The sequence below is a fragment of the Maribacter sp. Asnod2-G09 genome, assembly GCF_045063795.1.
Classification (GTDB): Bacteria; Bacteroidota; Bacteroidia; order Flavobacteriales; family Flavobacteriaceae; genus Maribacter.
The window spans coordinates 659,601-673,678 of sequence record NZ_JBEFOA010000003.1; the positions used below are offsets into that span (position 1 = coordinate 659,601).

The following is a 14,078-nucleotide window of genomic DNA, read 5'->3' on the forward strand; positions in this document are numbered from 1 at the left end:
ACCATGTATAAAAAATTATTAGAACAGGTTTATAATACTTCCGAATTTAATTCGAATGGTCATATTCTAATCGACCAATTGACTTCTCACTTAGAGGATAAACTGAATGCTTCTTCTCGTAATACAATCAATTGGAAAGAACCTGAGGAGGAACTAGAATTCTGGAAGAAATTTTTAGCTGATGGTATTGAAACAGACCTTTTTCCAGAAATAATAAAACGTACCACCTACGTACACCACCCTAAGTATATGGGACATCAAGTGAGTCCGCCAGCTCCAATTACTGCACTCACTGGGTTAATTAGTTCATTATTAAATAACGGGACTGCGGTTTACGAAATGGGTATGTCTTCTAATGCTATTGAACGCATTATCATAGAATTGATTTGCAAGAAAATTGGTTTCAATGATACATCTGGAGGATTCTTAACCTCAGGCGGAACTTTAGCAAATTTAACCGCGTTATTAAGTGCACGAAAAGCGATTACTAAAAGGGATATTTGGAACGAGGGCAACCAAAATCAATTAGGCATTATGGTAAGCGAAGAAGCGCATTATTGCGTTGATCGTGCCGCAAGAATTATGGGATTGGGCGACCAGGGAATAATTAAAGTTCCTGTAACCAAAGATTTTAGAATGGATACCGATTTAATGGTGTCAAAATTTAAAGAAGCACAAGAAAAGGGAATTGAAATATTCGCTATTGTTGGTAGCGCTCCTTCTACTGCGACCGGCATTTTTGATAATTTAGAAGTGATTGGTGGATTTGCTAAAAAACAAAATATTTGGTTTCATGTTGATGGTGCTCATGGCGGAGCGGGAATTTTCTCCAAAAAATACAAGCACACCCTAAAAGGCATTGAATTGGCAGATTCTGTTGTTATCGACGGACATAAGATGATGCTAATGCCAGCGCTGACCACTGCCCTACTCTATAAAGATGTTAAAAATGCTAACGCCACTTTTAGCCAGAAAGCAGATTACCTACTTACAGATTCTGAGCATGAAGATTGGTATAACTCTGGTAAACGCACGTTTGAATGCACCAAAAATATGATGGCTATTCATTGGTTCACGCTCCTAAAATTGTACGGTGAAGAAGTTTTTGATGCAAATGTTACCGAACTATATGATTTGGGTGCTCACTTTGCTCAGCTTATTAAAGAGGAGCCTAATTTCGAATTGGCTTTACAGCCAATGTCCAATATTGTTTGTTTTAGGTATTGCCCTACTAATATGGATGAAGAACATACAAATGCTCTTAATGTAAAAATTCGCCAATCTCTTTTAGAAGATGGCGAATTTTATATTGTACAGACGAAACTAAAAGGTACGCATTACATGCGTATTACGGTGATGAATCCGTTTACCACAGCGCTTCATTTTAAAGCCTTAATACAAAAAATTAAGTCCGTTGCTACTGGTTAATTATTCTCTTAAAGACTCGAGCATTTGATCTTCACTTTCTTTTTTAGAGAAGTTGATTGCACACTCTATTAACGCTAAATGCGAATACGCTTGCGGGAAGTTTCCTAACAATCGTTTCGTCTTAAAATCAATATCTTCACTAAAGAGACCTAAATGATTACTGTAACTCAATAATCGCTCAAAATACTCCAACGCTTTTTTACGTTCTCCTATTTTAAATAAACTATTTATATACCAGAATGTACATACTGTAAATGATGATGAAGGCAAACCAAAATCATCCTCGTTTTTATATCGATAAAGCAATCCGTCATTATTCAACTCCTTCCCTATGGCATGTACTGTACTTATGTATCTTTCGTCTTTAGCTTTTATACAACCGTAAGACTCCATCAATAATACTGATGCATCTAACTCTTTAGATCCATAAGACTGTGTGTATGCACCTACTTCTTCGTTCCAAGCATTGTCATATATATCTTTCCAGATTTCTGCTCTAATAGGCTCCCATTTCTCAATTTTATGTTTTTTACCAAGCATTTCAGCAACCTTTATGGCGCGATCCAAAGCTGTCCAGCATAACACTTTTGAGAATGTAAAATGTCTATCTTCTGTTCTGAATTCCCAAATACCTTTATCGGCATCCTTCCAATTATTACTTACTATCCAAACGATTCCTTTTGTAATCGCCCAAAGATCTTCTCCATTATCAATATCCACACTAAATTTCGCCATCTGCTCGTAGATAACATCCATTAGTATACCATAAATATCATTTTGCTTTTGGTGGTAAGCTGCATTACCTATTCTTACAGGCTTAGAACCTTTATAACCTGCTAAATGTTCTAAGGTTACTTCAGTTAGCTTCTTTTCTTTATTAATACCATACATAATTTGAAGCTTCTCGGCCTTATCTGGTATTAAATCTATAATGAACTGTAAATAACGTCTTGCAACGTTCTTATGCCCCAATTCTGATACTACCTTAATTACCATTGATGCATCGCGGATCCAACAGAATCGGTAATCCCAATTACGTACTTCACCTATTGTTTCTGGTAATGATGTGGTTGCTGCCGCTAAAACTGCACCTGTTTTATCATAGCTTAACAGCTTTAAAGTAAGTGCACTTCTAGAAATTTCTTCGTTGAATTTCTCATAGGTAGGTGTCAAATTAGACCAATTCAACCAATATACCTTTGTATTTTGTAAATCTAAGTAAGCCCTATCTGTAGTAGGTAGCAATAGTTTTTCATTGTAACCTACTAAAATATAACCATCTTCTTTTAGCTCAATTTCACCACTATCTACAATAGTCTTCTTATCAAAAGAAGTATACAAAAATATAGTATCGAATTTTACGTCATGTGTAAGACTTGCTATAAAATCTTTCTTTATAAATGATTCAGTTTTACCCATAGCATACTCAAGCTTAGGGTCATATACTACTGAAAATTTTGGAGCACCTGACACATGTTTAAAATATCTAATTAACTCTGGTGGCGCATGGTAGGCATTGCCTTCTTTTCTATAACGTGGCATGAAATCATGGATCTCAAAATGGTCACCGCCAGATTTAAAAGAAGTGATTAATATATTCGTGAATTGCTCATATTTTTGGGTAATCACATAGCTATCATCTACATTGATTTCAAAACTACCGCCAATCTCCTCATCTAGTAATTTTGCAAAGATAGATGGACTATCAAATTCTGGTAAGCAGCACCATTCGATGCTTCCTGTCTTTGAAATTAATGCTGCACTTCTACAATTCCCTATTATTCCGTAGTCTAAATTATCCATTCAATAAAAATCTTAATTCATATGAGGTTTCAATTGGTAATACCCTCCTTTTTCCCGAAATTTAGAGAAATAATTATCAAGAAGTAGCAAAAAAATCTCTTTTATGGCGAAAACTATCATTATCTCAAATAGACTACCTGTACAATTACAAATTAGCAATGGAGACATTACTGCAGTACCAAGTGTTGGTGGTTTAGCTACCGGAATGAAATCTGTGCACTCAGGTGGAGATAGCCTTTGGATTGGCTGGAGCGGATTGACAGATGAGGAAATACCTGAAGAGTTAATACCTAAAATTGATAAAGCACTTGCTGAACATGGATCTTCTAAAGTAAATCTTACAGAAAAAGAAGTTGATGGTTTTTACTACGGATTTAGCAATAGAACCATATGGCCACTATTCCACTACTTCTTAGAATACGCTGAATTTGAGCTTGAAAGCTGGGAGGTTTACAAAGCGGTTAATCAGAAATTTGCCGATGCCATTCTTGAAAAAGCCGATAACGATGATACAATCTGGATTCACGATTACCAATTAATGTTGGTACCGCAAATGGTTCGTGCCCAAAGACCAGATATTTCTATCGGATTCTTTTTACACATTCCTTTTCCTTCTTATGAGATATTTAGAACGCTACCTTGGCGTGAAGAAGTATTACAAGGCTTATTAGGGTCAGATTTAATCGGTTTTCATACCTATGACTATGAACGTCACTTTTTAAGCTCTGTACGAAGGTTATTAGGCTTAGAGGTAAGTTTTAATGATATCTACTTAGATGATAGGGTAATTAAGGTAGACTCTTTCCCCATGGGTATCGATTATAAAAAATTCAGCGATGCTGCCAAAGAGCATTCGCAACGTAGCGAAGACGAAAAGTCTGAACTACAAAAACGATTGGACACCCATAAAAAATCGGCACCTGATGCAAAATTCTTTTTATCGATTGACCGTTTAGATTACACTAAAGGTATTGCAAAGCGATTAAAAGCATTTGAATACTTTTTAAACAAATATCCGCAGTATAAAGAAAAAGTAAGACTTATCATTCTTGCTGTACCTTCTCGTTCGAACGTACCACAATACCAATTATTAAAGCGAGAAGTTGATGAATTGGTAGGTCGTATTAATGGCGAACTTTCAACAGTAAGCTGGACACCGATTTGGTATTTCTACAGATCTATGCCTTTTGAGAACTTAATTGACCTGTATACGTCTTCTGATATTGCTTGGTTGACACCAATTAGAGATGGTATGAATTTAGTTGCTAAGGAATATATTGCTACCAGAACTGATAAAACGGGAGTTTTAATACTTAGCGAAATGGCTGGTTCTGCCAATGAAATGAACGAATCGTTATTGATCAACCCTAACAACTTTGAACAGATAGCAGATTCTTTGAACGAGGCTATAAATATGCCCAAAGAAGAACAGATTTCTAGAAATACCTTATTACAAAAGAGATTAGAGCGCTATAATGTAGAGAAATGGGCGAACGACTTTATGTTCTCTTTAGTGGGTCAAAAAGAAAAAGATCAAACCTATAAATCTAGAAAACTATCTGCAGACATTCTGAACACGGTAATGGATGATTATAATAAAGCAAAAAGAAGATTGGTCTTTTTAGACTATGACGGTACTTTGGCAGGGTTTCATCCAGACCCACAAAAGGCTTCGCCAGATGAAGAATTATATAAACTTTTAGATGCCATTTCTTCGCAACCAAATACAGACATGTATTTAATAAGCGGGCGAGATAAAGAAACGTTCACTAAATGGTTCTTGCCTAAAAAATACAACATGATCGTTGAGCATGGCGTATGGATCTCGCAAGGTGGCGAGGAATTTAGAATGTTAGAAACGGTTAAGAAAGACTGGATGGAGAAAATTCTACCAGTGTTAGAATCTTTTGTTGATCGCACACCTGGTAGTTTTATTGAAGAGAAAAATTATTCTCTAGCTTGGCATTACAGAAAAACAGATCCAGACTTTGGTCAAAAGCGTTCTGTTGAACTAAATACGGTATTGACAAGTCTTATTGCCAATGATGACTTAAGTGTCTTAAATGGAAACAAAGTGATGGAAATTAAAAGTAGCAACGTAAATAAAGGTAGAGCCTCTATGCGTGTGTATACTGAACATGAGTACGATTTTGTTTTTGCAATTGGTGATGATTGGACCGATGAATTTATGTTTCAAGAGCTTCCTGAAGATTCTATTACCGTGAAAGTGGGGCGCCAAAAAACACAAGCAAGGTATTTTGTTGATAACACTAAAAATGTACGTGCAATTTTGAAGAGATTTGCCGACAAAAAATAACGTTACTCACATACTATTTACAATGAAACAAATTCTCAATATTGCATTTGTAAGTGTTATTTGTTGCCTTAACTCTTATGCTCAACAAGGTACAGAAGTATATCTAGCAAGTTTAAATTGGTCAAATGATTCTTTAAAAATTGGCACTCCAATAAATATTTCTAATAATGAAGGTTATGATAATCAACCTTCATTTTTTTCTGATGATAAAATTCTATTTGCATCAACTAGAAATAATCAAACAGATATCGCTCTTTATGATGTAAACGACAAAACAACAACTTGGCTTTCTAATACACCAAATGGCAGTGAATATTCTCCTTTAAAAATTCCGGGTAGAGATGCTGTTTCTGCTGTTCGTTTAGACGAAGATGGGTTACAACGTTTATACGCGTATGATTTGAAAACTGGTGATTCAAAGGTATTATTACCAGATTTAAAAGTGGGCTATCATGTTTGGTTTTCTATTGATATTATTGTTTGCACGGTTTTGATCGAAAATCGTATGGATTTGGTGGTGTATAACCTTAAAGAGAACACCCATTATACTGCGCAGAAAAATGTGGGTAGATCGTTGCATAAAATTCCCGATACAGAGCTAATAAGTTTTATAGCAAAAGAAAGCGAGAATGCTACTAATGCATCGCTAAACCCAAATTCTAAAGAAACAAAGATTATCACAACCCTTTTAGGAGATTCTGAAGATGTTTGTTGGATGAACAATGGTCGATTGCTTACTGCCAATGAATCTAGAATCCTATCTTTTGACCCCAAAACGGATACAGAATGGAAGTTGGCGTACCAAATCAATCATCCAGATGTCAACGGGGTCTCTAGATTAGCAATTAGTCCAAAAGGAAAATATCTAAGTTTTGTTTCTAAAGATTCTCAAAAAAAAATTGTTGACAAGCAAGTAGAAACGTTCAATGCACGAGATTTAAAAGCATTTGCCAATTGTTTTTCCGAAAATGTTCTAGTAAAAAACTACCCAAATGATATACTGTACTTTGGGCGGGAAATTTTAAAGGAAAAATATCAAAGCTTTTATGATCGTACACCAAATATTGATGTAAAAGTATCATCTAGAATACATTTAGGAAAGACCATTATTGATCAAGAACAGATAACCATTGGCGATAAACAATTTCAACAAGTTGCGATTTATGAAGTTGACGGACTTATAAAAAGCATGACTTTTATAAAAGAAATACCTATAGATATTAATCCTGAAGTGCTTGTTCAGAAACAACTTGAAGGTATTAATGATCAAGACATAGATGCTTTTTTAAATCCATATACCAAAGACGTGATAGTTTATGATACTTACGGTATAATACCTTCTGTGGGTATTGAAAATATGCGAAAGAATTATGAAGATTTATTCAGTTCTACAGCAAAATTTCATTGTGAAACGAAGAATAGAATTGTAATCGGAAATATAGTTATTGATGAGAATTTCATTTCCCTCGACGGAAATTTTTATTCTTCCATTGGTATTTATGAAATAGAAAATAACAAAATAGTCAAGGTTACTTTTTTACATTAATCTATTGAAACAAAAGCTACATATTCTCCCGATTATAATTCTATCACAGTTCGCCTGTACCTCTACATGGTTTGCAGGGAATGCGATATTAGAATCACTAACTAAAAAGTTAGATTTTGGTGCAGACATTGTTAGCCATGTTATTTCTTCTGTACAATTCGGATTCATCATCGGGACTCTTATATTCGGAGTTTTAATGATTGCAGATCGATTTTCTCCTTCAAAGGTATTTATGATTTGCGCCTTTATAGCATCCGTTTCTAATCTAACACTAATTTATCCGCAGTTAAACGTGAGTAGCTTATTACTTGCGAGATTTAGTACGGGTTTCTTTTTAGCTGGTATTTATCCCGTAGGAATGAAAATAGCGGCAGATTACTACGAAAAAGGACTTGGCAAAGCATTGGGGTTTTTAGTCGGAGCATTAGTTCTAGGCACCGCTTTTCCTTTTTTAATTAAAGGAAGTCCTCTAGCAAGTCATCCAGACAAGGTCATTATGTTAACCTCTGGTATTACGGCATTGGGCGGACTATTACTTTTTTTACTGGTGCCCAACGGACCGTATCGAGTAGCAAGCACTACTTTAAAATTTGATGCTGGTCCGAAGCTTTTTAAAAATTTTGAATTTAAAAAAGCAGCATTTGGGTATTTTGGGCACATGTGGGAACTCTATGCCTTTTGGGCTTTTACACCTATTGCCATTCAATATTTTGCAATTCAATCAGGTAGTGATATTTCGGTCTCACTTTGGTCAGGAATCGTCATTGCCCTCGGCGGATTATCTTGTGCCTATGGCGGCATACTTTCGCAACGCATAGGTAGTAAGAAGGTAGCATTGATAGCGTTAATAGCATCGGGATTTCTATGTTTAATTTCTCCACTTCTATTTTCACTTCCTATATATGTATTCTTGGCAGGTTGGTGTTTATGGGGCATTGCTGTTACTGCAGATTCACCTCAATTCTCAAATTTGGTGGCATCGGCCGTGGCACCCGAATTAAAAGGTACGGCACTAACACTCGTTAATTGTATTGGTTTTGCCATTACTATTATTAGTATTCAACTTCTAGGATCACTTCAATCGATCATCCCTATTGATCTTTTATTTATTCCTTTAGCTATAGGCCCGTTGTTTGGTGTATATTATTTATTGATCAAAAGGCGATGACAAGTCTTGTATAAAAAGAAATACCTTTTTTATCCTATTAAAACTATACTATATGCGCTTATACTTTTATACATGAAATTATGCTCAAGCCTATATTTTACTTAATTTTAGAAACCGATTACCCATACTAACACGACTCGACAAAAAATCTTGAAATGAAAAAATTATTATTGCTTACGTTACTAACCTCAGCCATTACGTTAACTGCACAAACCGATCAACGTATTTATGATATTATCGATGCAGTTTCTGCCGAACGAATAGAAAACGATGTTACTAAACTTGTCAATTTTGGTACTAGACATACCTTAAGCGATACCGTTTCAACTACCAGAGGTATTGGTGCAGCAAGACGTTGGATCAAAAGTGAATTCGAAAAAACCGCTGCTGAATGTAATGGGTGTTTAAATGTTTTCTTTCAAAAAGACTTAGTTAAAAAAGGTGCTAACGACCGTATTGTAAAAGATGTAGAAGTAGTTAATGTGCTTGCTATTCAAAAAGGGACAAAATACCCAAATCGCTATATTATTGTGAGTGGCGATATCGATTCTCGTGTTAGTGATCCAACCAATTTTACCGATGATTCTCCAGGTGCAAATGACAACGCCAGCGGTATGGCGGGTACTATTGAAGCTGCGCGCGTATTATCAAAATATAAATTCGAGAATAGCATTATCTATATGGGGCTTTCTGGTGAAGAGCAAGGTCTTTTCGGCGGTGGCGGTATTGCTAAATACGCAAAAGATAAAGGCTGGGAAGTTATTGGTATTTTCAATAATGATATGATCGGTAATATTACTGGTGTCGATGGTACGGTAAGTAATGTAGATTTTAGAATTTTCTCTGAACCTGTACCACCGACCGAAACTGAAGTGAAGCGTAAAGCACGACGTTTTTATGGTGGTGAAGTAGACGGAATATCTAGACAACTAGCACGCTATGTTCATAAAAACGTGAAGCAGTACATGCCAGAAATGAACCCAATGATGATTTATCGTCTGGATCGTTTTGGTCGTGGTGGCCACCATAGACCTTTTAACGATGCAGGTTTCCCGGGTATTCGCATTATGGAAGCTCACGAAAACTACACGCAACAACATCAAAATATTCGTGTTGAAGATGGTATTGCTTATGGCGATGTTCTAGAACATGTAAACTTTAAGTATGCCGCTAAATTAACGGCTGTAAACGCCATAAACTTAGCATCTATCGCATGGGCTCCACCTGCGCCTAAAACGGTTAAGATTGGCGGAATTGTTGAACCTGCAGCTAAATTTCAATGGAGTAAGGTTGATGGCGCAAAGGGATATAAAATTTACTGGAGAGATACCACATCACCTACTTGGGATTATAGTAGATATGTAGGTGATGTTTCTGAATTTGTTTTGGAAGGCATTGTTATCGACAACTTCTTCTTCGGAGTTTCTGCCGTTGGCGAAGACGGATTTGAGAGTCCGGTTGTTTTTCCTAACGGAATTTTCAGATAGGCTTAATCCAAATTAGACATGAACAAACTACTTATAGCTTTTACCATTGGGATATTTACTTTTTCTCAAGCACAGACATTTACTGAACAAGACACGCTTAGAGGTAGCATTACTCCTGAACGTGAATGGTGGGACCTTAACTATTATCACTTAGATATAGCTGTTAACCCTGATGATAAGTTTATCAACGGAAGCAATACAATCCGCTACAAAGTGCTGAAACCGCATCAAGTTTTACAGGTAGATTTGCAACCGCCATTGCAAATTGAAAAAGTGATGCAAGACGGAGTCGAACTTGAAGTGATACATAACATAAATGCTCATTTTATACAGCTAACGAAACCTCAGCAAGTAGGTGATTTTAATGAGGTTATTGTCTCCTATTCCGGTCACCCAAAAGAGGCGGTTAGAGCCCCTTGGGATGGCGGATTCTCATGGAAAAAAGATGCTAACGGTAAAGATTTCGTCGCTACTTCGTGTCAAGGTTTAGGCGCTAGTGTCTGGTGGCCAAATAAAGACCATATGTATGACGAGGTTGATAGTATGCTGATCAGCGTAAAAGCACCAAAAGGATTAATGAACGTCTCTAACGGTCGTCTTAGAAGTGTTGATAAGGAAACAAATACCTACAATTGGTTTGTTTCTAACCCCATCAATAACTATGGTGTTAACGTCAATATCGGAGATTATGTCCACTTCGATGAAATATATCAGGGAGAAAAAGGTGCTCTTGATATGGATTATTATGTTTTAAAAGATAATCTAGAGAAAGCAAAAGAACATTTTAAAGATGCCCCGAAAATGATGCAAGCTTTTGAACATTGGTTCGGAGCCTACCCTTTTTATGAGGACTCTTTTAAACTGGTAGAAGTGCCTTATTTAGGCATGGAACACCAAAGTTCTGTTACTTATGGTAATCAATACCAAAAAGGATATTTAGGTAGAGATTTATCGGGTACCGGTTGGGGATTAAAATTCGATTTCATTATTATTCATGAAGCTGGGCACGAATGGTTTGCAAATAATATCACTTATAAAGATGCTGCCGACATGTGGATCCACGAAGGATTCACTTGCTACTCTGAAAGTCTATTTTTAGACTATCATTATGGTACCGAGGCCGCAAATGCCTACGTTCAGGGTATTCGAAATAATATTAGAAATGACAAACCCATTATCGGCATCTACAATGTAAATCATGAAGGTAGTGGCGATATGTATTATAAAGGTTCTAATATTCTTCACACGCTGCGACAGGTGGTAAATAATGATAGAAAATGGAGAACTATTCTGCGCGGACTTAATTCAGAATTCTATCACAAAACAGTAACTACTGACGAAATTGAAAAAGTCATCGGTATAGAAATGAATCGCGATTTAAAACCCTTTTTTGACCAGTACTTAAGAACGACCAAGATTCCGGTTTTCGAGTATAAGGTGAAGGGTAAAAAGCTATCCTATCGTTTTACAAATACTGTCGAGAAGTTCAGCCTTCCTATAAAAGTATATATAGATGAAACCCCTGTTTGGCTAGAACCAAGTAACGAATGGCAATCGCAAAAAATGAAAGACAGCTTTAAAACCTTACGTGTAGACCCTAATTTCTATATTGAAACTAACCCTTAAAGTCCACTTTGCAACATATTCATTTTTAGCGTTCATCATAAATTATATCAGGCTAATTTCCTTTTTAAATTATGGTATTTTTACCGCATCTATTTGATAGGTTTCCATGAAAAAAACGCTTGCCAGATATAGAAATAGTGCCTTCAGAAGTTTTATAAGAAGGCATTCTAAATATGCGCCAATACTGTTCTTTATGGGAGGATTCATTTTTGACACCTTAACTTTAGGTCGTATTGACCGTACGTATGACCTTACGGTTTTATGTCTACACATGACCTCTTTATCTATTGCGCTTTACCTCTATAATTTAGCTGATGATGGTAAATGGAAAAATACTTACTTAGACAGGTATGAAGAATATTTGCCTTTAGCTATTCAGTTCTTTTTCGGAGGATTATCTAGTGCCTATGTAATCTACTTCTCTAGAAGTGTTTCTTTATCTAAAACAGCATCATTCTTTATAATACTTGTGCTATTGCTTATTGCAAATGAGTTTCTTAAAAAAAGAATCTCTAATAAATATTTACAATTCGGAGTCTATTACTTTATTAGTTTCACTTTTTTCACGTTTATGATTCCTGTTTTCTTGAAGGAATTAAATACTACCATATTCTTAATCTCCGGTGCGGTTAGCCTAGTAAGTACCTTGGTGCTTCTCACCTTCATCTATAGCAAAAGTCCGAGTACTCGTAAAGAAATTAAACTGGGTAAAATGATTGCCATAATTTTAGCGATTTACGGCATTATTAATCTGTTCTATTTTCTAAGATTAATACCACCAGTTCCATTAGCATTAGATAAAGGCATTGTTGCCCATGATGTTGTATTAAAGAATGGTAACTATGAGGTAACCTACGAATCTGAAGAATCGTTCATTTTTTGGAGGAAACACAAACTAGATTATAACTATACTCCAGACCAAAGGGTGTATATTTTTTCTTCAATTTTTGCACCTACAGATTTAAAAAAGTCCATTTTTCATCGGTGGAGAAAATATAATGACAAAACCAAAGAATGGGTAACCGTAGATGATATCGGTTATGATATTACAGGTGGTAGAGATGGCGGTTTTAGAGGTTATACCTATAAAAGCAATGTAACGCCAGGTGAATGGGAAGTGCAAGTTCTTACTGAAGAAGAACAGGTATTAGGTGTCATTGGTTTTCATATTAACCTTAATACAGACCAAGAACCTTTGCGCCTGAAGACCTCAAAGTTCTAAGTTGATAACAACATTTTAAAATATTCAATATCAAAACGTTAACTTCTAAGTTAGAATCAATAATCATCACTAGTTATTTAATTTTTTAAATTGTTTACCGCATTAAAACATAGCCTACCTTCGCGCTACCTTAAACATGTAAGTGACCATATATCAAAAAGTTCAAGCGGTAGATCGTATTTTCAACCAATTGGATAAGGAGTTAGGCTCCTTTCAACAATCTACAGGACTTAGCTGTGTTGCCAATTGCGGACTATGCTGTTTAAAACCGGACATCAATGCTACTGCATTAGAATTTTTACCACTAGCCTATCATCTTTTAATAAATGGCGAAACGGAACAATGGTTAGCGCAATTGCAAAATAATACTGAGGATAAACTCTGTCCTGTTTTGAATAAAGTTATTGCTCCGAGTTCTAAAGGCTTTTGCTCAGAATATGCACACCGTGGACTCATTTGTAGACTGTTCGGTTTTTCTGCCATGTTGCACAAAAACAATAAACCTATTTTAGTTACCTGTAAACCTATTAAGGAACAAAAAACGGAAGCTTTTAATAATGCAAATGCTCATATTGCAGCTAATAAAAAATATCCACTTATTAGTAATTACTACATGCAGTTGCGCTCCATAGATGAGTCTTTAGGAGAAGAATTGTTTCCGATAAGAATTGCCATTGAAAAAGCTATCTATGCTGTTCTTGCATATTATGCCTATAGAGAACTACCCGGTAAAGACAATATAGAGTAATATAGATTACCTTAAAAAAGAGATTAAACGTATCTTTATCATTAGATTTTTCATCTTCCAAATTATTGATTTGAAAGATTTATATAAAAGTTTATTTTGAAAATATACGCTATTAGTGGATTAGGTGCCGATCAAAGAGTTTTTAATCATTTAACTCTAGATTATGAGCTAATAGCAATAGATTGGATTACTCCTTACCACAACAAATCTATTAAAGAATATTCGAGAAGGCTTAGCGAAGTTATTGACACCGATGTTGAGTTCTGCTTAATCGGAGTTAGTTTCGGCGGATTAATAGCTACAGAAATAAACCAAATACTTCAACCGAAAAAAGCAATTCTTATTTCTTCTGCACAGACAAAAAATGAATTAAGACCCATTTATAAATGGGTTGGCAAATCTAGAATTTTAAAGCTTATTCCTCCTGTTCTATTCAATCCACCAAGGTTTCTTGCGAGGTATATCATCGGAGCCAAAAATGCTAAACTATTTTATGAGATATTGGATGATACCGATTTAAACTTTGTGAAATGGGCTTTACAAGAATTTACTACTTGGCAGAATTTAAAGCAATCTTTAAACGTTGTAAAGATTAATGGTACAAAAGATAAATTGATTCCTGCTAGAGGTATTACTAAAATGAAACTTATTGAAGGTGGAGAACACTTTATGATTGTTGACAAAGCAAATGAAATCAGCGAAATCATTAATTTTGAATTGAAAAATCCTTAGA

The 14,078-nt window shown here is 35.5% G+C and carries 10 protein-coding genes; 9 read left to right on the forward strand and 1 reads right to left on the reverse strand.

All coding sequences use genetic code 11. The features are described 5' to 3' along the window. The first annotated feature begins 3 nt into the window (after positions 1 to 3). Complete coding sequence (locus ACJJVT_RS06965; RefSeq protein WP_405397476.1) at positions 4 to 1,428, forward strand: pyridoxal phosphate-dependent decarboxylase family protein; 1,425 nt, start codon at positions 4 to 6, stop codon at positions 1,426 to 1,428. Here the strand turns inward: ACJJVT_RS06965 and ACJJVT_RS06970 are convergent, their stop codons facing one another. Then, the gene (locus ACJJVT_RS06970) at positions 1,429 to 3,231 is read right to left on the reverse strand and encodes a glycoside hydrolase family 15 protein (protein ID WP_405397478.1); all 1,803 of its coding nucleotides are present in this window, start codon (positions 3,229 to 3,231) and stop codon (positions 1,429 to 1,431) included. It abuts the gene before it with no gap. 103 nt (positions 3,232 to 3,334) lie between these two features. Between ACJJVT_RS06970 and ACJJVT_RS06975 the strand changes: the two genes are divergently transcribed. The 8 genes from ACJJVT_RS06975 to ACJJVT_RS07010 all read left to right on the forward strand — a co-directional run bounded on the left by ACJJVT_RS06975 (position 3,335) and on the right by ACJJVT_RS07010 (position 14,077). Next, positions 3,335 to 5,548, forward strand: coding sequence for a bifunctional alpha,alpha-trehalose-phosphate synthase (UDP-forming)/trehalose-phosphatase (locus ACJJVT_RS06975; protein ID WP_405397480.1), 2,214 nt, complete (start codon positions 3,335 to 3,337; stop codon positions 5,546 to 5,548). A 22-nt stretch (positions 5,549 to 5,570) separates the two neighbouring features. Next, a complete protein-coding gene (locus ACJJVT_RS06980) occupies positions 5,571 to 7,094 on the forward strand; it encodes a steroid delta-isomerase (protein ID WP_405397481.1) in 1,524 nt (507 codons plus the stop codon). 4 nt (positions 7,095 to 7,098) lie between these two features. Then, positions 7,099 to 8,262 carry an MFS transporter gene (locus ACJJVT_RS06985; protein ID WP_405397482.1) on the forward strand — a complete coding sequence of 388 codons (1,164 nt, stop codon included), beginning with the start codon at positions 7,099 to 7,101 and terminating at the stop codon, positions 8,260 to 8,262. A gap of 155 nt (positions 8,263 to 8,417) precedes the next feature. Continuing rightward, positions 8,418 to 9,749 (forward strand): M28 family peptidase, encoded by a 1,332-nt coding sequence (locus ACJJVT_RS06990; protein WP_405397483.1) that lies wholly within the window; start codon positions 8,418 to 8,420, stop codon positions 9,747 to 9,749. Between the two features lie 18 nt (positions 9,750 to 9,767). Further along, on the forward strand, positions 9,768 to 11,375 hold the full coding sequence (locus ACJJVT_RS06995; RefSeq protein ID WP_405397484.1) for a M1 family metallopeptidase: 1,608 nt from the start codon (positions 9,768 to 9,770) through the stop codon (positions 11,373 to 11,375). 106 nt (positions 11,376 to 11,481) lie between these two features. Further along, positions 11,482 to 12,597, forward strand: coding sequence for a DUF2914 domain-containing protein (locus tag ACJJVT_RS07000; protein ID WP_405397486.1), 1,116 nt, complete (start codon positions 11,482 to 11,484; stop codon positions 12,595 to 12,597). A gap of 142 nt (positions 12,598 to 12,739) precedes the next feature. Beyond that, the gene (locus ACJJVT_RS07005; RefSeq protein WP_405397488.1) at positions 12,740 to 13,345 is read left to right on the forward strand and encodes a YkgJ family cysteine cluster protein; all 606 of its coding nucleotides are present in this window, start codon (positions 12,740 to 12,742) and stop codon (positions 13,343 to 13,345) included. A gap of 96 nt (positions 13,346 to 13,441) precedes the next feature. Beyond that, positions 13,442 to 14,077 (forward strand): alpha/beta hydrolase, encoded by a 636-nt coding sequence (locus tag ACJJVT_RS07010; RefSeq protein ID WP_405397490.1) that lies wholly within the window; start codon positions 13,442 to 13,444, stop codon positions 14,075 to 14,077. The last annotated feature ends 1 nt before the right edge of the window (position 14,078 follow it).